Origin of the sequence: Bacillus sp. GbtcB10, from assembly GCF_019091365.1 — a bacterium.
Taxonomy (GTDB): Bacteria; Bacillota; Bacilli; order Bacillales; family Bacillaceae; genus Bacillus; species Bacillus altitudinis.
In genome coordinates this window covers 820,394-840,702 of sequence record NZ_JAGXJP010000003.1, presented here as the reverse complement: position 1 = coordinate 840,702, position 20,309 = coordinate 820,394, and the positions used below count along the sequence as shown (strand labels likewise).

The window sequence follows — 20,309 nt, the reverse complement described above, 5'->3', positions numbered from 1 at the left end:
AGATGGAATAACGGAGGGATCTTATGGGGAGAAAGAAATTATGGCTGATTGCCTTTGTTTTGTTATTTGCCGCAAGCGGTATTCTGTCAGCTTGTTCAAGTAAAGGGGCAAGCTCATCAGATGAAAAGGTTGATTTAGACAAAAAGGTGAAGCTGTCATGGATGGCGATTTTGTATCATCAGCAGCCGCCAAAAGATTCAGTGTTAGAAGAGATTGAGAAGCTTACAAATACAGAGCTTGATATTACGTGGGTGCCTGATGCGGTGAAAGAAGACCGTTTAAATTCAGCACTTGCCGCAGGGAACCTCCCGCAAATTGTGACGATTCAAGACATTAAGAATTCATCTGCTATCAATGCGTTCAGATCAGGCATGTTCTGGGAAATCGGTCCATACTTAAAGGATTATCCAAATTTAAGTAAGATGAACGAACTGATTAATAAAAATGCCTCTATCGATGGGAAGCTTTATGGCATTTATAGAGAGAGACCACTTTCAAGACAAGGGATTGTCATTCGAAAGGATTGGCTTGAAAATTTAAATTTGGATACACCAAAAACGCTAGATGACCTTTATGAGGTAGCCAAGGCATTTACTGAAAAAGATCCGAACAAAAATGGCAAGGACGATACAATTGGTTTTACAGACCGTAATGATTTGATTTACGGTGCATTTAAAACGCTTGGTTCTTATGAAGGAATGCCAACAGATTGGAAAGAAGAAAATGGCAAATTTACGCCAGACTTTATGACAGATGAGTATATGAATACAATGAAATATATGAAAAAGCTGCGTGACAATGGTTATATAAACAAAGACTTCCCAGTCACAAGCAAAACGCAGCAGCAAGAATTGTTTTCACAAGGAAAAGCGGGTATCTATGTTGGAAATATGGTAGATGCAGTGAACTTAAGAGATGATGCAACAGATAAAAACATGGAAGTGGATATTATCAACCGAATCAAAGGCCCAGATGGCAAAGAACGTGTATGGGCATCAGGCGGCCATAATGGCATCTTCGCCTTCCCGAAAACAAGCGTCAAATCAGAAGCAGAGTTAAAGAGAATTTTGGCTTTCTTTGACCGCATTGCAGAAGAAGACGTGTATGGTCTCATGACATACGGGATTGATGGAAAGCATTATAACAAACAAGATGGAAATACATTTGTGAGGGAAGAAAGCCAAGTGAAAAGCTGGCAGACAGATGTACAGCCGCTTGTCAGCCTCGTAGGGATTGATAAACGTTACTTGAAAAATAAAGGCGATGCAGTTCGTACAAAATATGAAGAGCTGGAAGAAGACAATAAAAACATCATTGTCGCTAACCCTGCTGAAAGCCTGTATTCAGAAACAGCATCAGAGCGAGGAAATGAATTGAAGAAAATCATCGATGATGCGACCTATAAGTTCATTCTTGGTGATATCAACGAAGAACAATTTAAGAAAGATGTAGAGAAGTGGAAATCAAATGGTGGAAATAAAATCATAGAAGAATATGAAGCTTCCTTTAAAAAATCAAAATGATGAACATGAAGACCCCCGCTTAGTAAAAAGCGGGGGTGTTTTCATTAAAAATCGAAGTTGTCTGGATCAGGACCAATTCGTTTATTTTCATTTAAGTCAGACAGGCGCTTCATATCCTCATCAGATAGGACAAAATCAAAAATATCGGCATTTTCTTTTAAACGATGGGCTTTCGTTGATTTAGGAATCGTAATGACGCCTTTTTGCACATCCCAGCGCAAAATAATTTGAGCAGGTGTTTTGCTGTATGTGCCCGCAAGCTCCGTGATCAGCGGGTGGTGCAGCAGCTCTCCCTGCATAAGTGGTGACCAGGCTTCCATTTGGATACCATGTGTTTTCAAATACGTAAACAGCGTTTCCTGCGTGAGTTTTGGATGAAACTCGACTTGATTAATTGCTGGAATGATGTCCGCATCTTTCAATAATTCGTCTAGATGATGCGGCTGAAAGTTACTCACACCGATGGCTCTGACTTTTCCTTCACGGTATAGCGTTTCAAGCGCGCGCCATGCTTCTTTGTATTTTCCTTCAACTGGCCAGTGAATTAAATACAGATCAAGGTAATCAAGTTGAAGTTTTTTCAGGCTGTCTTCATATGCTTTTAGTGTCGCTTCATATCCTAAATCGGCATTCCACACTTTGGATGTCACAAAGATGTCTTCGCGGCGAAGGCCTGTTTCTGCTAGACCAAGTTGTATGCCTCGTCCAACACCTTCTTCATTGCCGTAAATAGAAGCTGTATCAATACTGCGATATCCTAATTGAATGGCTGTTTTAACAGCTTCAATTAATTCCGTTCCCTCTTCAACCTGAAAGACCCCAAGACCAAATCCTGGCATGCGGACCCCGTTGTTTAATGTTTTTGTACTTTGTAAATTGTTCATATGAAAGACTCCTTTACATGGTTTGTTTGTATTCTTTTTGTTCGATTTGATGACTCACGATTGTGAGTAAGGCAGCCATGAGCACCATGATGCCGCCAACCCAGCCGGTATGCACAAGCCCAAGGGTATCTGTCACGATGCCGCCTAAAAATGAACCAATGGCGATACCTGCATTAAAGGCAGCGATATTCAGAGCGGAAGCAACGTCGACAGCTCCAGGTGTATACCTTTCTGCAAAATCAACGACGGCAACTTGAAGGCCGGGGACATTCATGAAAGCAAACAGTCCCATCAGCATCACAGTTCCAATCCCGACTGCCATAAATCCAGCAGTAAAGCTAAGGATAAACAAGATGAGACTTTGAATGATAAACATATAAATCAGTGCCTTCATTGGCTGTTTATTCGCTGCTTTTCCGCCAATGACATTCCCAGCGGCGATGGTCATTCCGTATAACAGCAGGATCAATGCAACTGTTCCAGGCGCAAGACCTGTCACATGCTGCAAGAGAGGGGATAAATAGGTGAAGACGACAAAAGTTCCTCCATACCCAGTAGCAGTAATGACAAATAAAAGCAACATTCTTTTCGACTTTAATAAGGCTGCTTGATCCTTAAACGTTGTTTTCACGCCCTGTTTCAATTGAGACGGAACAAGGAAATAGTTAGAAATCAGTGCGATTAGGCCAATCATAACAATCACACCAAATGACGTCCGCCAGCCGAGCTCATGACCAAGAAACGTACCGAATGGCACACCTGTCACAGTAGCGACTGTTAAACCAGTGAACATAAAGGCAATAGCGCTTGCCCGCTTTTCTTTCACCACAAGGCTTGCGGCAATGGTCGAGCCAATCGACATAAATACGCCATGTGATAGGGCTGAAATCACTCGTCCGATTAAGAGTACAGAAAAAGTCGGGGCAATCGTGGCGAGTGTATTTCCGATCAAAAAGACGAGCATAATGAGCAGAAGCAATGTCTTTTTTTTCATCGTTGACGTAAGTGAGGTTAGAATTGGTGCGCCAAAGGTAACACCGAGCGCATATAAAGAAACAGTCCAGCCGGCCTGACTGACACTCACGCCAAAGTCTTCTGAGATCATCGGCAGAAGACCTACAGAGATAAATTCAGTTGTACCTATAGCAAATGCACTAATCGCTAGTGCGAGAAGGGCAAAGTGATTTTGTTTGTTTTGCATCGTGATTCACATCCTTCTTTCATGACATTTTAATAGACGAAGCCGATCGGCAAGAGTTATTATCTAACATAGATGACAGAAAAAAAAGTACGTACTTTTTTGTAATATAGGTACTAAAAAGTGCCTGTTCAGCATCAAAAGGAGTGAAGAGACGTTGGAAAAGAAGAAATATAATATCTCTGTGGAAGCAACGCTTGAAGTGATCGGCGGGAAATGGAAGTGTGTCATTTTATGTCATTTAACACATGGGAAAAAGCGGACGAGTGAACTGAAGCGCCTCATGCCAAATATCACGCAAAAAATGCTCACACAGCAGCTGCGAGAGCTTGAAAATGACGGTGTGATTAACCGCATTGTGTATGAACAAGTGCCGCCTAAAGTGGAGTATGAATTAAGTGAATACGGACAGTCACTTGAGCGAATTTTGAATGCGTTATGTGATTGGGGGGCAGCCCATATTGAACGAGTGTATGGCGAGCCGCTTTCAGTGCTGGAAGACAGTATCCTAAATGAACAGTTTAAATAAAAAAGTCCCGCTTCTTGTGAGAGCGGGACTTTGCTTTATGTGCCTTTTTTCTGATCACGGTATTTCCCAGGTGTCGTGCCTTCCAGCTTTTTGAAGGAGCGGATGAAATTTTGCGGATTTTTGTATTTTAGCTTTTCCGAAATTTCTTTCACCGACATATCCGTCTCCACCAACCAGTTTTTGGCGACATGATGTCTGTAAGACGAGAGATATTCACTAAAGGAGATATCCATTTCTTTTCTAAAAATACTACTTAAATAATTTGGATTATAGTGCAGGCGTGTAGCGATTTCGTCCAAGGTCAGATCTGAGTCAAATTCTTGATGAATGATATGAATGATTTTCTCTGAGATATTTTTATATTGAGAGTCTTCACGTGCGCCGAGCTGATCAATGATGGGTCGAATGATCTCATGTTTCAGCCACGCTTCTGTATCTTCAAACGTTTTAAACTCAAAGATCGTATCATAGAGCATTTTATTATCTTCGACTTCAAACAATTCAATGCCTAGCAAATGCATCAGCTCGATGAGATTGTTTAAAAAACGAGCGAGAGCAATCTGGTACTCATGTGGTCCAGCATTTTTAGAAAAAATGGATTGCAGAAGCACATGTAAATAGTGATCTGCCTTGCCTTGATCGCCTGCTTTAATGGCATCGAATAAATCATGTTGCAGCTGTTTTGGGAAGTGAGTTTTAAACGTCTTTCCTTGCTGAATGTGTTCGTATAAAAGAATGGATTTTTTCTCTGCTTTGAGCCTGTATTTTAAGGCTTCTTTTCCCTCAATATAAGCATGTTTGGCCATAGAGAGCTCTTTAAATGAGCGACTGATCCCAATGCTGATCGACAAGCCCAGCTCTTCCTCAATTCGCTGCTGAATTGTTTCGGCTAATTGATTTAAATATTCAGTAAATTCCTCTTCTGACTTCGATTGATTGAGGACAATCGTCGTTTGATGCTGATTGACAACGGTTGGCTGAAGATGCTCCTCTAGCGGAATAATCTGCTCAATCAGTCCATTTATCGCAAATAAAAGCAAGTCTGCATCCTTTTTTTCATACGGCGTTCCTTTTAGTGTATCGATTTGGGTCACAAGCATGGACAAATGGGACCAGTCACGAGGAAAGCCTAGACTTTGAAATCGGTTGTGAATCTCTTCTTCCGTCAGCTTGCCAAGCAGCAGCCGCACCATAAAGTATTGCTGTAAGTGTGTCACTTGCTGTTCAATTCGTTCCTCTAGATCATTGTTTTGATCTTTCATTTGTTTAATGCTCGATTCGATGAGCTCAAATTCATTTTGGAAAGGCTGTTTATGCAAAAACGACTCATTACGTGCAAAGGATTCGTATAATAAGCGAATCGGTTTATAAAAGTGTCTAGAGCCAAACCATGAAAATAATAATGAAAGCGCTAACAAAATAAAGCAAATAATAAAGGTGATCCACCCGATTGATTTCGTTTGCTGCTTTAGTTCTGGAATGGAGACAAAGGATAAGTATGTCCATTCGTTATAATCTGATTTTTGAAACGTAATTTGATAGTTTAGTTCATCGATTTTCATATCAAATTGTCCGGATCGTTCTTCAAGTGACAGGACATGTTTGACGAAATCTTGATTTTTTAACGAGTCACCAATTTGTTCTTTTCGATTATGTAGCAGCACTTTTCCGTTTGTATCAATGACAAACATACTATCAGATTGAGAGAAGTCAGGCATGTTGTCAGCAATCACGCAGCTTGGAATGCTGGCGACGGCGATCCCCTTCTTTTGGACACTATTCATCGGAAGCTGCTTGATTAAATTCACATTGTATTTGCAAAAGGATGTCTTTCCTTCTTTTGTTGAGACAAGTGGATTATTTTCTTCAAGTGCCCAGCTGGAATGACTCGGAATATTGAGGTAAGAGGTTAACGCTTTCTCTTGATCCCCGTTCGAGACATGATAAAGACCAGAATTGTTCATATACCAATCTTCCATTTTACTAACAAGTGTAATATTGGAGAGATCGGTGTCGAAGGTTTGCAGGTAATTCAGTTCTTGCTGGACTTGATTATAAAGTTGGAATTGGTCTGGATTTAAAGGTTCTGCCAGTGTTTGAAGGAGAGGCGGCGAACTGACATAGTGAGTGAGAGAATGATCTACTGTCTTTAGAATATGCTCAATATTGGATTGCGTTTGTTTGACGCTGTCCAGCTTTTCATTTGAAATATTTTCGAGTGCAGTTTTTTGCGAATGCTGATAAGAAAAAATACCGACAATAATAACAGGAATCGTACTAAGCACGAAAAAAAACGTCACCAGCTTGTAATAAAATTTATACTGCTTTCTTTTCATAAAACCCCCCATTTCAAACGAAACAATCTTTTCCCCTTAGTTTATTAATCCAAAAATCTGGTAGGTTTGTCAATAATCATTTTCTGAGATTAGGATCATTTTCTTATGTTTTATGTAACGTTTTGAGTAGCTTCCCCTGAGTAAATATGATCTGATGATATGATTGTAGACGGATTTTTCATCCTTAAGATACAGTTAACACATGCATCAGCATGAGGGGAGGCTTTATCTGTGAAAACACAGGATGTCACTGCCAAGGGTGTGCCTGCGGCAGCTTTGAAAAAAGAAAAGAGAAAGCGCTTACTTAATCAATTGCTTAGTCAAAAATTTCTGTATTTAATGATTTTGCCAGGGCTCATTTATTTTCTTGTCTTTAAATATGTCCCTATGTGGGGGCTGATCATTGCCTTTCAAGATTACCAGCCGTTTCTCGGAATTCTTGGCAGTGAGTGGGTTGGCTTCAAACACTTTATTCGATTATTTACAGAACCAACATTTTTCATCTTATTAAAAAATACGCTCATTTTATTTGCCATGAATGTCGTGATTTTCTTTCCGATTCCGATCTTATTAGCCCTTCTTTTAAACGAGGTCAGATTGGCACTGTTTAAGAAATTTGTTCAGACGATGATTTATATTCCTCACTTCATGTCATGGGTGATTGTCGTGTCCTTATCTTTTGTTTTGTTAACGGTAGATGGCGGGTTAATCAATGAATTGATTGCTTTCTTTGGAGGAGAAAAGATTAACTTCCTTCTTAGCCAAGAATGGTTTAGACCCATGTACATTTTGCAGGTAATCTGGAGAGAAGCGGGTTGGTCAACCATTATTTATCTTGCAGCGATTACAGCAGTAGATCCGCAGCTATATGAAGCAGCAAAAATGGATGGAGCCGGCAGACTTAGACAAATGTGGCACATCACCCTTCCTGCGATTAAAAGTGTCATTGTTGTACTGCTCATTTTAAAAATCGGTGATACGTTAGAGCTTGGATTTGAACATGTCTATTTATTACTCAATGCGACCAACAGGGAAGTTGCAGAGATTTTTGATACGTATGTGTATACAGCTGGTCTGAAGCAAGGACAATTCAGCTATAGTACTGCTGTTGGTTTATTTAAAGCAGCCGTTGGACTTATTTTGGTCATGATGGCGAACCGTTTAGCGAAGAAGTTTGGAGAAGAAGGGATTTATTAAAAGGGGAGATGAAGACCAATGACATTATCGATTGAAAAGGGATCACCGCTTGAGCATGCAGAGAAATTAGCACAAACAATAATGAAAGCGTATACACCGATTGAACTTCCGCCAGCTGGAAGGTGGCACTATCATCAAGGGGTTTTCCTTTGCGGAGTGATGAAGCTTTACGAAGCAACAGAAAACGAGGCGTACTTTGATTATGTGAAAAATTATGCTGACTCACTCATTGATGACCATGGGAATCTGTTATTCCGCAGAGACGAGCTTGATGCCATTCAAGCAGGGCTCATTTTATTCCCGCTGATTGAAAGAACGGGAGAGAAGCGGTATGTGAAGGCAGCGGAAAAGCTTCGGGGGCTTTACCGGACGCTGAATCGCACGTCTGAGGGCGGTTTCTGGCATAAAGATAATTATGCTTATCAAATGTGGCTAGATGGTCTTTATATGGGTGGGCCTTTTGCTTTAAAGTATGCCCAGATGACAGGAGAATCGGAGCTGGTGGACATGGTCATCCATCAAGAGCATCTCATGAGAAAGCATACCAAAGATGAAAAAACGGGTCTTTACTATCACGCATGGGATGAACGGAAAGTGATGCCATGGGCTGATCAACAGACGGGCTGTTCCCCAGAATTTTGGGCAAGATCCTTTGGCTGGTATGTCCTTGCGTTAGCCGATATGATCGAAGATTTACCAGAAGGACATGAAGGACGAAAAGTGTGGAAGGACACACTGACAGATATGCTGGAAAGTGTGGCAAAATATCAGGACGACGAAACGGGTCTATGGCATCAGATCCTTGATAAAGGAAGTCATAGCGACAACTGGCTTGAAAGCTCAGGGTCATGTCTATTCATATATGCGATGGCAAAAGCCATGAATGAAGGATATGTCAGTCTTCGATATGTTGATCATGTGGTCAAAGCGTATCAAGGGTTGATTCAGTATAAAACGGAGGAAAAAGACAACGGCGATTTTACGGTGAACGATATTTGTATTGGAACATCTGCGGGATTTTATGACTATTACGTTGGCAGAGAGCGTAGCACGAATGATTTGCATGGAGCAGGCGCTTTTATTATGGCGTTAACTGAACTAGAAAAGCTGTCTGTTTTTCAAAAGGTATGAGGCGGCATCAAAGGGCTGCGGCATGGCTCCTCAGCTTCATCGCTGCCTTTTATTTGTCCGCCTGTCAGGGGAAAACAGAGGGGATTGATGTCCTTATTTTTTCTGACATGTCAAAAGCAATGAAAGATCAATTAGTGGAGAAAGCTTTTCAACCAAATCAGGAGACATACGACGTTCACATCTTCCCTGCAATTCCTGAAAAACTTCTTGTTGAAATAACTGCAAAAGAGGGGGACGTGATGTTTGTCCCGGAAGAAATGTTTAGAACATATGATGATCCTGAAAGCTTTCAGCTGCTTGAAGAGATGCGGGTAGATGGCGAAGGGGCAGGACCATATACGGTAGAAGATGCAAAGACGGGAAATACAGTCGATTATGCGGTCCAAATCAAGAAAGGAACAAAGCAGCTAAATGGCTATACCTTTCGATTACATCGAGATATGGTCGCCTTCATTCCTGTGTATGCGGAGAAATCTAAAGAGGCACTGTCTCTCATGAAGCAGCTTCGTGAAAACCAATAGAAAAAGGGGTGGGGGAATGTGAAAAGGGTCGCCGTTTGCGGGCTCAGTCACCGCGCTTTCAATATGTTTATCAAACCGCTCACCGAGGATTTCAATGAGCATTACAGGATTACAGGGCTCCTAGATGTAGATGAGAAGCGGTATACACTTTGTCAGGAGCGTTTTCCATCACTAAGGGGCGTCTCATTTTTTCATGAGGATGCATTTGATCAGATGGTGAAGGAAGCAAGACCAGATATCGTCATTGTGGCGGGGCGAGATGATACACATGTCACATATATCCTGCAGGCACTGGATCATGATCTGGATGTCATGACGGAAAAGCCGATGGTCACAACAGCAAAAGACGCCAAACAGGTGATGGAAAAAGAGGCAGAAAGCAAAGGGAAGGTCACCGTCACCTTTAATTATCGCTACAATCCATTCCACAGAAAGATAAAAGAGCTCATTTTAGATGGAAAGATTGGAAGGGTCACGTCTGTTGAGTTAAGCTGGCTCATTGATACGTATCATGGAGCGAGTTATTTCAAAAGGTGGAACCGCTCGCGTCAATATTCTGGCGGACTGTCTATTCATAAATCGACCCATCACTTTGACTTGGTCAACTGGTGGGTTGATCAAAAGCCGAAGCAAGTATTTGCCTATGGCGCACTGAATTATTATGGGAATGAAAGTCCTTGGAATCCTTTGCAGGGTGAAGGGAATCGATATTGCGGAACCTGTCATGTAAGAGATACCTGTCATTATGAAGCAAGGTGGAATCCGCGGGTAGAGCGTTCAAAGGTGGAGGATGACCATATTGAATCAGGTGAGCAGCAGTCAAAGCAATACTCGAATTATCGCCCGGATGCCTGTATTTTTGATCAAGAAATTGATATTGAGGATACATATGTGGCGTCAGTGGCTTATGATCAGGGGGCTTTGTTAAGTTACTCGATTCAATTTTCAGCGCCATATGAAGGCTACCGGCTTGCGATTAACGGGACGAAGGGACGGATTGAAACAAATGAGTTTCATGTGCCATCGAGAATCCCTTTTCAATTCCCTGAACAGACAATTGCATACTACCCGATGTTTGGTGGAAAAGAAACGATTGAAGTTGTGAAGCAATCAGGTGGTCATGGAGGCGGAGATCCGCTATTATTAGCAGATTTATTTTTAGGAAAAGATCCGCTCATTCCTTATGACATTTCGGCAGGAGCAGAGGCGGGTGCTTATTCCATTGCACTTGGCGAAGGCATGTGGCGATCAGTTGCAGAAAAACGCCCGATTGAAATAGAAGAATTGTTTCAAAAAGAGACGGTGTAACGAGAAAGAGAGGAGGGACGAGAGATGGATCATGATGGATCAATGAGCAGAATGCTGCGTATGTGTGAGTGGGTGATGAGACTCGCCTATACGAATGTGTTATGGCTTTTGTTCACTTTACTTGGGCTTGGAATCTTTGGCTTCATGCCTGCAACAACAGCGTTATTTTCTGTGATGAGAAAGTGGATACAAGGGCATGAGCAAGTCAGCGTCTTTCAAACCTTTTGGAAAGTATACCGCGAAGAATTTGTACGCTCTAATGTCATTGGAGTGGTGCTGGTCATCATCGGGACGATTATTTATGTAGACCTTGCTTATATTTATCCAACGAGCTGGTTTTTACACGTGCTTCGCTTTGCGATCTATATCTTTGGTTTTCTGTTTATTGTCAGCTTGTTTTATATCTTTCCGCTGCTGGCTCATTATGATTGGAAAAAGCGTCTTTATTTGAAATTTTCCCTTCTACTTGGGATCTCGTATTTGCAATATACGCTCTCTATGCTCGTTTTCTCGGCTGTTCTCTTTATCCTATTTGCTTATTTGCCAGGGATCGTGCCGTTTTTTAGCATCAGCATTCTCGCATATGGCCACATGTGGCTAGCCTATCAAGTGTTTAAAAAGATAGAGTTTGAAAGCGAGCAGCCGGCAGTTGATGTGAAGAAACGATTCCCGTCTTTCCTTCAATCCAAGCGGGTGAATACGCAGTGATGTGTATGATTTGCTATAATGGTGTCACCGTGAATAAAAGGAGAGATGAGAGTCGTGTCAGTAAAAGAAATTTCAATAGAAGAATTAAAGCAAAAGCTAGAGCAAGAAGAAGCCATTCAACTCGTCGATGTGCGTGAGGATGAAGAGGTAGCAGAAGGCATGATTCCAGAGGCAGTCCATATTCGAATGGGCGATATTCCTGAGAAGCTAGATGCGTTTGATAAGACGCAAGAGTATTATATTATTTGCCGTTCTGGTAAACGCAGTGAGAATGTCTGCTATTTCTTAGAAGACCAAGGCTATCAAGCAACCAATGTCGTTGGCGGCATGCTTGCATGGACAGGAGAAACAAAACCGAAGCTGTAAAAAGAAGTCCTTTCATCGACAAGATGGAAGGCTTTTTTTGTTCATATGTCCGTCTCTATTTGCATAAAAATAGAGTAGCAAGAGAAGGGAGAGTGACATATGTGCTGAAGGTAGCTGTATTTGATGAAGAACACGAGAAAGATTTGCAAAGCGAAATCAATCTTTTTTTAAAAGGAATGGACGACGACCAAATTATTGACATCAAATACAATGTGGCGGTGATCTGTGAGCAAGGAGGAGAGCAGCTCTACTGTTTTTCAGCGCTCATTTTATATAAAAAATAAAAGGACCTGCTGAAGGGTCCTTTTGCCATGATCAACTAGCGTCAATATGTAAACGATGCTTTTTGCAGTGAACGCATTGAAAGAGGTAGCCTTGCAAGTCTCCTCCGTTCACGAGCCATTGTTTCAGGTTCTCTTTTGTGAAATGTCCACCACTGCAAATCTCTTCAATATCCTCTGAGAGTTCTTCCTCTAAATGCTCAATTTCTTTCCAACCAACATACTGCACAATCGCGCAAATATCCCCGCAATGGCTTAACCAATATTCCTGCTGCCATCCGCGGTAACCCGGCGTTCTGTAGATCAGTTCATCTATATATTCCTCATGATCGACGTCATCACAACTCACATCGTCTTGAAACATTCCATTATATTTTTGAGCAGCTGATCCATCTTTAATGCACCAAGGACAAATGCCAGAAACGTCTTCAACAGAATAAAAAGGACCATGATATACATAATCTCGTTCTTTCGCACAAACGGGGCATATCGTCTGCTCTTTTTTAATCACATGTAATGAAACTGGGTCTGGGTTGTACTTGAACGTAGGTAACGTCATATAAACCTCCATTATGTAGAAAAGTGATGATTCAACACTATTTTATCGGAATACACGATGTCATGACAATCTTCAATTATTTCAACGAGAAAAAAAGCCGTTCGGATGAGGAACGACTTTTCTCTTGTGATGATTATGCTTTTTTTACTCTTGGACTTCTTGGTTTATTGTACTTATTTGCTTGTTTAATCGCTCTTCGTTCTTCATTTAATGATTTGTACAGAGATACAATCATTAAAATGATGACAACAGAGAACGGTAAAGCAGCGAGTTTGGCTGTGTTTTGCAAGGCCTGAAGACCGCCTGAAAATAAGAGCACTGCCGCTACTGCTGACTGGATAATACCCCAGCTGATCTTTACACTATTCGCTGGATTTAATGATCCATAGGTTGTCTGCATTCCGAGAACGAATGTAGCTGAGTCTGCTGATGTGATAAAGAATACCGCAATTAAAATCAGTGCCAGAATGGATGTAATCATGGCGAGTGGGTATTCATTTAAAACACCAAACAGCATCGTTTCAGTAGACATGTTTGCAACATCGACGATATTGTTCTGTTGTAAGTCCATTGCAGATACACCAAAGATCGAGAACCAAAGGAACACGAGGATGGAAGGAGCCACTAAGACACCAATTAAAAATTCTCGAATGGTTCTCCCGCGTGAAACCCTTGCAATAAAAATACCGACAAATGGCGACCAAGAGATCCACCATGCCCAATAGAAGATGGTCCATCCATTAATCCATTCTCTCTTTTCAGGATCATTTGGTGATAATCTAAAGCTCATTTGTACAATATTTGATAAGTATTGTCCGATTGAATCAGTAAATGAATTTAAAATATACACAGTTGGTCCAACAATGAGTAAAAAGATCATGAGTAATGCAGCAAGAATCATGTTTGTGTTACTTAAATATTTAATCCCTTTACCAATACCGCTCCAAGCAGAGAGGAGGAACAGGACCGTGACGATTGCAATAATAATGAGCTGAGTTAGGAAGTTATTTGGGATTCCAAATAAATAGTTTAATCCGCCATTAATTTGTGCGGCACCTAGTCCTAAACTAGTAGCTACACCGACCACCGTTGCAAATACTGCGATGCAATCAATGGTTTTTCCAATCCATCCATGAATTCTGTTCCCGAATACTGGGTATAAGGTGGAACTGATTAATCCAGGTGCATCTTTTCTAAATTTAAAGTATGCAATGCAAAGGGCGACAATTGCATAAATGGCCCATGCATGAAGTCCCCAGTGGAAAAAGGTATAACGAAGGGAATCACGGAAGGCTTGTGCATTTTCCGTCTCGCCTGTTGGGGATTGAATGGCAAAGTGGCTGATCGGTTCAGCGGCTCCGTAAAAAACAAGCCCAATGCCCATTCCAGCACTAAACAGCATGGCGAACCAAGAAAAAAGACCAAATTCAGGCTCTTCACCTGGCTTTCCTAACGTGATTTTTCCGATAGGGCTAAAGATAAAGAATAGACAAAAGCCGACTAGCAGCGATACGACTAATAAATAATACCAGCCAAAGTCATTTGTAATGTATGTTTGAATTTGATCTGTCACATTTTGCAGCGTATCTGGAGAAAGGGCTCCCCATAGAACGGCAATAAATGTGATAGCAATCACAATCCAAAATACACTTGATACGTTTTTCACACCATCTCACTCTCCTGTTGTTCTACACGTTTAAGCAGAGGATTTAATTTAATATCCCCTGTCTCAACTATTTTCAAACAAAAAGAGGCGAGTTTCTCACTCGACCTCTATTTTACCGTAACATGTTTTCCTTCCATTTATCAACCATCGATATGTGAAGATGACTTTTCTTCAATTCGTTTGCGCAGACGGTAGACATATTCTTTTAAACAAACAGCGAAAATCGTAAACGCTAAAACAATGGCGACTTTTAACGGGGTAATGGACAGCTTCATAAAGAAAGCGGCTGTCAAACTAATGACAACTGCAAGGACAATCGGAAGTGCGCGTCTAATCATTGAAATCTCTCCTTTACTTCTAGTGCGGCATTCATGCCAGCTAACCTGCCTGTCACAAGTGCTGACGTAATATTGTAACCGCCTGTGTAACCGTGAATATCTAAAATTTCTCCGCAGAAATAAAGACCGACCATTTTTTTGGATGCCATTTTCTTCGGTTCAATTTCTTTGACAGAAACGCCGCCTCCTGTAACAAAGGCTTTATCTAAAGAAAGCGTCCCATTTGCATGGACGATGAAATGTTTACAATCATGAGCAAAAGCGCGCAGTTTATCTTTAGCGAGACCAGAAAATGTCTCCTGCGGATCAATGCCATTTCGTTCTAAAAGGAACAATAAATAGCGCTCTTGCATCCAAGATTTCAGGACATTTTTAATGGCTTTTTTTGGCTCATCTTTTAGATCGCGATGAAGCTTTTGGAATAGCTCCTCGTCATTGAGCTTTGGGTATAAGTCAATTTGAAGACGGACGGCCGGTTGCTTTTTCAGTTCCTTCACAACAAATCCGCTGCATCTCAGAACGGCAGGACCTGATAAGCCAAAGTGTGTAAAGATCATATCCATGACATGAGTGACGACGGGTTTTCCTTTTTTATTTAAAACACTCACGGCCACACTTCTTAATGAAAGACCTTGAAGCACTTTGTCCTTAATAAAACGCTCGTCTGACGTGACGGGTACTTCTGTTGGGAAGAGCTCTGTAATGGTATGACCAGCGGCTTCTGCCCATGCATAGCCATCGCCAGTAGAGCCTGTATGCGGCACACTTTTCCCGCCAACAGCAATGACAACGGCATGACTTGAAATTTTTTCATCATTATTTGTAACAATTCCAGCTGCTTGTCCGTCTTGATACAGAACGGTTTTAATCTTTTCATTCGTTCGAATGGTCACATTGAGCACGCGGAGCCTATCCAATAGGGCATCCACAACAGATTGTGCTTTGTTTGAGACAGGGAACATACGTCCATGGTCTTCTTCTTTTAGTTCAATACCTAGATTTTCAAAGAACGAAATAATATCCTCGTTATTGAACTCAGAAAATGCACTATATAGAAAACGGCCGTTTCCGGGAATATGCTTGATGATTTCTTCTACTGGAAGGCGATTGGTCACATTGCAGCGTCCACCGCCAGAAATGGCGAGCTTTCTGCCAAGTTTGTTTCCTTTGTCAATTAACAGAACCGATGCACCGTGTTCTGCCGATGCAATCGCGGCCATCAGTCCAGAAGGTCCACCGCCAATGACAATGACATCATAATGTTTCATGTTACATTCCTCTTTCTACTTTCAGTCATTTCTCTATTATAACGAAGATTGGGGAAGGCTGAAATATGAATTGATTGGTTTTGTGACTTCTGTATTGGATTTGTTACCTGTGCGATGAAATGATGTGTTAAAATAGTTAAGTTGAATATTCATTAGAAAAATGGTGGTTAAGCGCATGTCTAATAAACTGCTTCGTGGTACGTTGGTTTTAACGATTGGGACTTATCTCTCTCGTATTCTTGGTATGATTTACTTAATTCCATTTAGCGCAATGGTCGGAGCGACTGGTGGTGCGCTATTCCAATATGGATACAATCAGTATACGATCTTTTTAAGTATTGCTACGCTCGGTTTTCCAACAGCGGTATCGAAATTCGTCTCTAAATATAATGCAATCGGCGATTATGAGACAACAAGAAAAATGTTCAGGGCGGGTATGTCGGTCATGCTTGTCACCGGTATTATCGCCTTTTCTATTTTATATTTGACCGCACCGATTTTCGCCAAGATTCAGCTTGGAGGATCGAATGAAACGGGCGGTTTGACGGTCGATCAAGTGGTTTATGTGATTCGGATGGTCAGTTTGGGTCTATTGGTTGTACCCATTATGAGTCTTGTGCGAGGGTTTTTCCAAGGGCACTCGATGATGGGCCCGACAGCTGTTTCCCAAGTCATCGAACAACTTGTCAGAATCATCTTCCTATTAACAGCGACGTTTATCATTTTAAAAGTGCTTGACGGTGGTCTTGTTATTGCGGTTGGTTATGCCACATTTGCCGCACTCATTGGTGCGTTTGGTGGTCTATTTACGCTTTATTTATATTGGCTGAAGCGGAAAGATCGGCTTTTGGCAATGCAGCCGAATACAGGGGACTATTCTGGATTATCTTATAAGCAAATGTTTACAGAGCTGTTCAGTTATGCAGCACCCTATGTGTTTGTTGGGCTTGCCATTCCGATTTATTCTTATATTGATACAAATACAATTAACAGAGCAATGATTGCATCAGGACATCAGGATATTAGTACAGCGGTCCTGTCTATTGTGACGTTATATTTACCGAAGCTCGTCATGATTCCTGTGTCACTTGCAACTGCATTTGGTTTAACATTGATTCCTACCATAACGGAATCCTTTACAGCGCGAAATTACAAGCTGCTGAATCGGCAAATTGATCAAACGATGCAGGTCATTTTATTCTTCGTTCTGCCTGCTTCATTTGGCATTTCAGCATTGGCTGGACCAGTTTATTGGTTTTTCTATCCGTCTGTGCATCCTGAGATTGGGACTTCTATTTTGTTTTGGTATGCACCTGTTGCGTTACTGTTTTCTTTATTCACCATTAACGCAGCGATTTTACAAGGGATTAACAAACAAAAATTTGCGATCGTCAGTCTTTTGTTAGGGATTATCATTAAAACGGTTCTCAATATCCCGCTGATTAGCTGGCTGCAAGGAAACGGTTCTGTGCTTGCAACGGCATTAGGCTACAGTGCCTCGATTTTGTATATGTTCATCATGATCAAGCGCCATGCAGGCTATTCGTTCCGCAGGATTTTCAAACGGTTTATTTTAATTGGTATTTTAACGGCAATCATGGCTGTAGTGGCTTATGTGACATGTCAGCTTGTGAGTCAAGTCATTTCATATGAAGGCGGAATCATACAAGCTGGTATTGTTATTTTGATTTCAATGATTACAGGCGGCGGTGTGTATATGTTCTTATCTTATAAAGTTGGATTGTTAGAGCGTGTACTTGGCAGCCGGATGCCATCATTTTTAAGAAAAAAGAGTTAAGAAGAGGTGGAGAAGCATGAGGCTTGATAAATTGCTGGCCAATACCGGCTTTGGTTCAAGGAAAGATGTAAAGAAGCTGGTCAAGGCCCGGGCTGTCACAGTGAATGGAGAAGTGGCGAAGCAGGTGAAAGATCATGTCGATCCAACAAATGATGAAGTGCTCGTGCATGGAGAGCGTGTAGAGTATAAAGAATTCATTTATCTCATGATGAACAAGCCAGACGGTGTCATTTCAGCAACGGAGGATCTGCGAGATGAGACGGTTGTTGATTTACTAGAGCCAGAGGATATGGCAAGGGAGCCATTCCCTGTAGGGAGACTGGATAAGGATACAGTTGGTCTCCTCCTCCTTACAAATGACGGTCAGCTTGCTCATCAATTGTTATCTCCGAAAAAGCATGTCCCGAAAACGTATGAAGTTCATCTGAAATACCCGCTTGGAGATCAAGACATCACTCGTCTTGAAGAGGGAGTTGTGATTTTAGACGACTACCGAACGAAGCCGGCGAAGGTTGAAGTAGATGCCAACCAAGAGGCAGATACAAGAATCCGTTTAACGATTACAGAAGGGAAGTACCATCAAGTGAAGCTGATGGCACAAGCAGTGGGCAATGAAGTGATCTTTTTAAAACGACTCTCGATGGGGGCTGTTTCATTAGACGAAGATTTGGCGCCCGGAGAATACCGTGAATTGACGGAGGAAGAGTTAGACAGCTTAATCAATCGTGATTAATATAGAGAAAATGAAAAGAACCGGCGACCGCCGGTTCTTTTTGTTATATGGAAGTTCATTATTCGCTTATGATGATATTTTTACTTTTTTTCTCGTTGTTTCCCATTTGCCTCTGCTTGGACTATGAACAAGATCGTTATAGGCAAGCACGTTTAAGTCTCTTTGGATGGTTCTAGGTGTGATCCCGAATTCATCAACCAGTTCTTGTGTCGTCACAAGACCTTTCTCTTGAATGAACATATAAACTGATTTTATTCGAGTCATCATACGGTTTGTTGAAGGTTTCAAAAAACCACTCCCTATCAATAAGATCGGATGGACTTGACTAACCACAACTTACTACACTAAAACTGCGACATAAGGACATGCAACAATGGTAAATGTTCGTGTTTCTTAATGTTTTATTCTATTATACACGTTATTATGCATCTAGTTCCACCAAAAAGTCAACTTTACGTGTTTTTAAACTTGTCTTCATGAATTGAAATATGTTATATATTATGATTTGAATCCGGTTACAACCCAATAAACACAAGGCATATAAAGAAAATTGCCACTTAAGAAAGATCAAAAAATAAACACAGAAAATTTACAAAATAAAAAATCATTCATACAAAAAAGACACATTCAAATGAGAAATGTGTCTTTTTATTTTGGTTATCCTTCTAAGAAAAAGAGCTGCACGAAAAATAAGACAGCAAAAATGAGCACAAGAATATGCACTTCTTTCCATTTTCCTTTTGCCAGCTTCACAAGTGGATATGAAATAAATCCTAGTGAAATTCCTGTAGAGATGCTAGATGTCAGCGGCATGGAAAGAATCACAAGAAAAGCAGGAAATGCTTCGTCAAGCTCATTCCAGCGAATACGTGACACTGAATTCATCATCAAACAGCCGACAATGATTAAGACAGGTGAAGTGATGGACGGCAAAGACGAAATGGCTTGAACGAGTGGACCAAAAAACAAAGCCACAATAAACAATGCAGCAACGGTTAAAGAGGTCAGTCCAGTTCTTCCGCCAGCAGCAACTCCTGATGAGGATTCAATGTAAGCTGTGGTTGGGCTTGTTCCAAACATTGAGCCAATTGTCGTCGCAGCAGAGTCAGCAAGTAAGGCTCTGCGTACTTTTGGGAGCTGACCATTTTTCATTAAACCTGCTTGTTCCGCAACCCCGATCATTGTTCCTGTTGTATCAAAAATCGTCACAAGTAAAAAGGAGAAGACAACAGCATACAAGTGATGGGAAAATACATCGCCAAACGCAGCGAATGGATTTGTAATCAGCATTCCTTCAGGCAGTGCTGGGGTATCCACTAGCACTTTAGGAAAATGAAGCTGGCCTGTTGCAAGTGCAATTAACGTGGTTGCTAACATGCCGATAAACAGCGCTCCATTCACTTGAAGAACCATTAATATGACAGAAATCATTAAACCAACGAGTGTCAAAATGACAACAGGTGAGCTTAAATTGCCAAGCTTCACAAGATTTTGTGGATCAGCAGTGATGATTCCAGACTGTCTTAGCCCAATGAATGCAATAAATAATCCGATACCTGCTGTAATCCCGTACTTTAAATTATCTGGAATCGCCTCAATGAGTTGTTTTCTAAGGGATGTTAACGATAAAATGATAAAGAGTATTCCAGCAACAAATACCGCACTAAATGCTGTTTGATAGCTGAGACCCCCACCACCGACAACAGTGACGGTGAAATAGACATTCAGCCCCATACCTGGTGCAATGGCAATCGGATAGTTTGCAAAGAGTGCCATCCAAAGGGTACCGACAACAGCAGCGATAATGGTTGCAGTAAAAACTTGGTCAAAAGGAATGCCTGCATCTGAAAGGATTCCTGGATTGACGGCTACAATATATACCATCGTAAAGAATGTCGTCATACCAGCGAGTAATTCTTTCTTTATGTTGGTTTGGTTCTCTTTTAACTGAAACATAAAATCCTC

Annotated in this window: 20 protein-coding genes; 11 read left to right on the top strand and 9 right to left on the bottom strand. The window is 41.3% G+C overall.

Features of this window, described 5'->3' with window-relative positions:
* Positions 1-23 precede the first annotated feature (23 nt).
* A complete protein-coding gene (locus KVT11_RS14490) occupies positions 24-1,523 on the top strand; it encodes an extracellular solute-binding protein (RefSeq protein ID WP_007501870.1) in 1,500 nt (499 codons plus the stop codon).
* 44 nt (positions 1,524-1,567) lie between these two features.
* On the opposite strand, the gene KVT11_RS14485 is transcribed toward KVT11_RS14490, so the two are convergent.
* Together KVT11_RS14485 and KVT11_RS14480 are read right to left on the bottom strand one after the other, a co-directional pair.
* Positions 1,568-2,407 carry an aldo/keto reductase gene (locus KVT11_RS14485; RefSeq protein WP_050827590.1) on the bottom strand — a complete coding sequence of 280 codons (840 nt, stop codon included), beginning with the start codon at positions 2,405-2,407 and terminating at the stop codon, positions 1,568-1,570.
* Between the two features lie 13 nt (positions 2,408-2,420).
* A complete protein-coding gene (locus tag KVT11_RS14480) occupies positions 2,421-3,608 on the bottom strand; it encodes an MFS transporter (protein WP_050827584.1) in 1,188 nt (395 codons plus the stop codon).
* Positions 3,609-3,762: 154 nt separating this feature from the next.
* On the opposite strand from KVT11_RS14480, the gene KVT11_RS14475 reads away from it, so the two are divergent.
* Entirely contained in the window at positions 3,763-4,134 is a 372-nt protein-coding gene (locus KVT11_RS14475) for a winged helix-turn-helix transcriptional regulator (RefSeq protein WP_008343017.1), read from the top strand.
* 35 nt (positions 4,135-4,169) lie between these two features.
* Here the strand turns inward: KVT11_RS14475 and KVT11_RS14470 are convergent, their stop codons facing one another.
* On the bottom strand, positions 4,170-6,470 hold the full coding sequence (locus tag KVT11_RS14470; RefSeq protein WP_019743703.1) for a helix-turn-helix domain-containing protein: 2,301 nt from the start codon (positions 6,468-6,470) through the stop codon (positions 4,170-4,172).
* A gap of 231 nt (positions 6,471-6,701) precedes the next feature.
* Between KVT11_RS14470 and KVT11_RS14465 the strand changes: the two genes are divergently transcribed.
* From KVT11_RS14465 to KVT11_RS14435, 7 genes are all read left to right on the top strand, one after another.
* Complete coding sequence (locus KVT11_RS14465) at positions 6,702-7,667, top strand: ABC transporter permease (protein WP_046344262.1); 966 nt, start codon at positions 6,702-6,704, stop codon at positions 7,665-7,667.
* 18 nt (positions 7,668-7,685) lie between these two features.
* A complete protein-coding gene (locus KVT11_RS14460; protein ID WP_210552177.1) occupies positions 7,686-8,798 on the top strand; it encodes a glycoside hydrolase family 88/105 protein in 1,113 nt (370 codons plus the stop codon).
* Positions 8,795-9,319, top strand: a complete 525-nt coding sequence (locus KVT11_RS14455) for a hypothetical protein (protein ID WP_025207829.1) — start codon at positions 8,795-8,797, stop codon at positions 9,317-9,319. The genes KVT11_RS14460 and KVT11_RS14455 overlap by 4 nt, the downstream gene beginning before the upstream one ends.
* 18 nt (positions 9,320-9,337) lie before the next feature.
* Positions 9,338-10,627: a Gfo/Idh/MocA family protein gene (locus KVT11_RS14450; RefSeq protein ID WP_210552176.1), complete on the top strand. Its 1,290-nt coding sequence runs from the start codon at positions 9,338-9,340 to the stop codon at positions 10,625-10,627.
* Between the two features lie 24 nt (positions 10,628-10,651).
* Positions 10,652-11,335, top strand: a complete 684-nt coding sequence (locus tag KVT11_RS14445; RefSeq protein WP_210552175.1) for a YesL family protein — start codon at positions 10,652-10,654, stop codon at positions 11,333-11,335.
* A 54-nt stretch (positions 11,336-11,389) separates the two neighbouring features.
* Positions 11,390-11,701, top strand: a complete 312-nt coding sequence (locus KVT11_RS14440; protein WP_017358336.1) for a rhodanese-like domain-containing protein — start codon at positions 11,390-11,392, stop codon at positions 11,699-11,701.
* Between the two features lie 101 nt (positions 11,702-11,802).
* Complete coding sequence (locus KVT11_RS14435; protein ID WP_003217582.1) at positions 11,803-11,985, top strand: sporulation protein Cse60; 183 nt, start codon at positions 11,803-11,805, stop codon at positions 11,983-11,985.
* A 31-nt stretch (positions 11,986-12,016) separates the two neighbouring features.
* Here the strand turns inward: KVT11_RS14435 and KVT11_RS14430 are convergent, their stop codons facing one another.
* The 4 genes from KVT11_RS14430 to KVT11_RS14415 all read right to left on the bottom strand — a co-directional run bounded on the left by KVT11_RS14430 (position 12,017) and on the right by KVT11_RS14415 (position 15,813).
* Positions 12,017-12,541 carry a CbrC family protein gene (locus KVT11_RS14430; RefSeq protein ID WP_210552174.1) on the bottom strand — a complete coding sequence of 175 codons (525 nt, stop codon included), beginning with the start codon at positions 12,539-12,541 and terminating at the stop codon, positions 12,017-12,019.
* A gap of 133 nt (positions 12,542-12,674) precedes the next feature.
* Positions 12,675-14,207: a glycine betaine transporter OpuD gene (gene opuD / locus KVT11_RS14425; protein ID WP_039964140.1), complete on the bottom strand. Its 1,533-nt coding sequence runs from the start codon at positions 14,205-14,207 to the stop codon at positions 12,675-12,677.
* Positions 14,208-14,347: 140 nt separating this feature from the next.
* The gene (locus tag KVT11_RS14420; RefSeq protein ID WP_019743705.1) at positions 14,348-14,545 is read right to left on the bottom strand and encodes a hypothetical protein; all 198 of its coding nucleotides are present in this window, start codon (positions 14,543-14,545) and stop codon (positions 14,348-14,350) included.
* The gene (locus tag KVT11_RS14415; RefSeq protein WP_210552173.1) at positions 14,542-15,813 is read right to left on the bottom strand and encodes a BaiN/RdsA family NAD(P)/FAD-dependent oxidoreductase; all 1,272 of its coding nucleotides are present in this window, start codon (positions 15,811-15,813) and stop codon (positions 14,542-14,544) included. The genes KVT11_RS14420 and KVT11_RS14415 overlap by 4 nt, the downstream gene beginning before the upstream one ends.
* 175 nt (positions 15,814-15,988) lie before the next feature.
* On the opposite strand from KVT11_RS14415, the gene KVT11_RS14410 reads away from it, so the two are divergent.
* A complete protein-coding gene (locus KVT11_RS14410; protein ID WP_017358331.1) occupies positions 15,989-17,611 on the top strand; it encodes a putative polysaccharide biosynthesis protein in 1,623 nt (540 codons plus the stop codon).
* 16 nt (positions 17,612-17,627) lie between these two features.
* Complete coding sequence (locus KVT11_RS14405; RefSeq protein ID WP_025207823.1) at positions 17,628-18,344, top strand: pseudouridine synthase; 717 nt, start codon at positions 17,628-17,630, stop codon at positions 18,342-18,344.
* A 66-nt stretch (positions 18,345-18,410) separates the two neighbouring features.
* Here KVT11_RS14405 and KVT11_RS14400 read toward each other — a convergent pair whose 3' ends face one another.
* Together KVT11_RS14400 and KVT11_RS14395 are read right to left on the bottom strand one after the other, a co-directional pair.
* Positions 18,411-18,632, bottom strand: a complete 222-nt coding sequence (locus KVT11_RS14400) for a DeoR family transcriptional regulator (protein ID WP_008356419.1) — start codon at positions 18,630-18,632, stop codon at positions 18,411-18,413.
* A gap of 369 nt (positions 18,633-19,001) precedes the next feature.
* Entirely contained in the window at positions 19,002-20,300 is a 1,299-nt protein-coding gene (locus KVT11_RS14395; RefSeq protein ID WP_017358329.1) for an NCS2 family permease, read from the bottom strand.
* Positions 20,301-20,309: the final 9 nt, after the last annotated feature.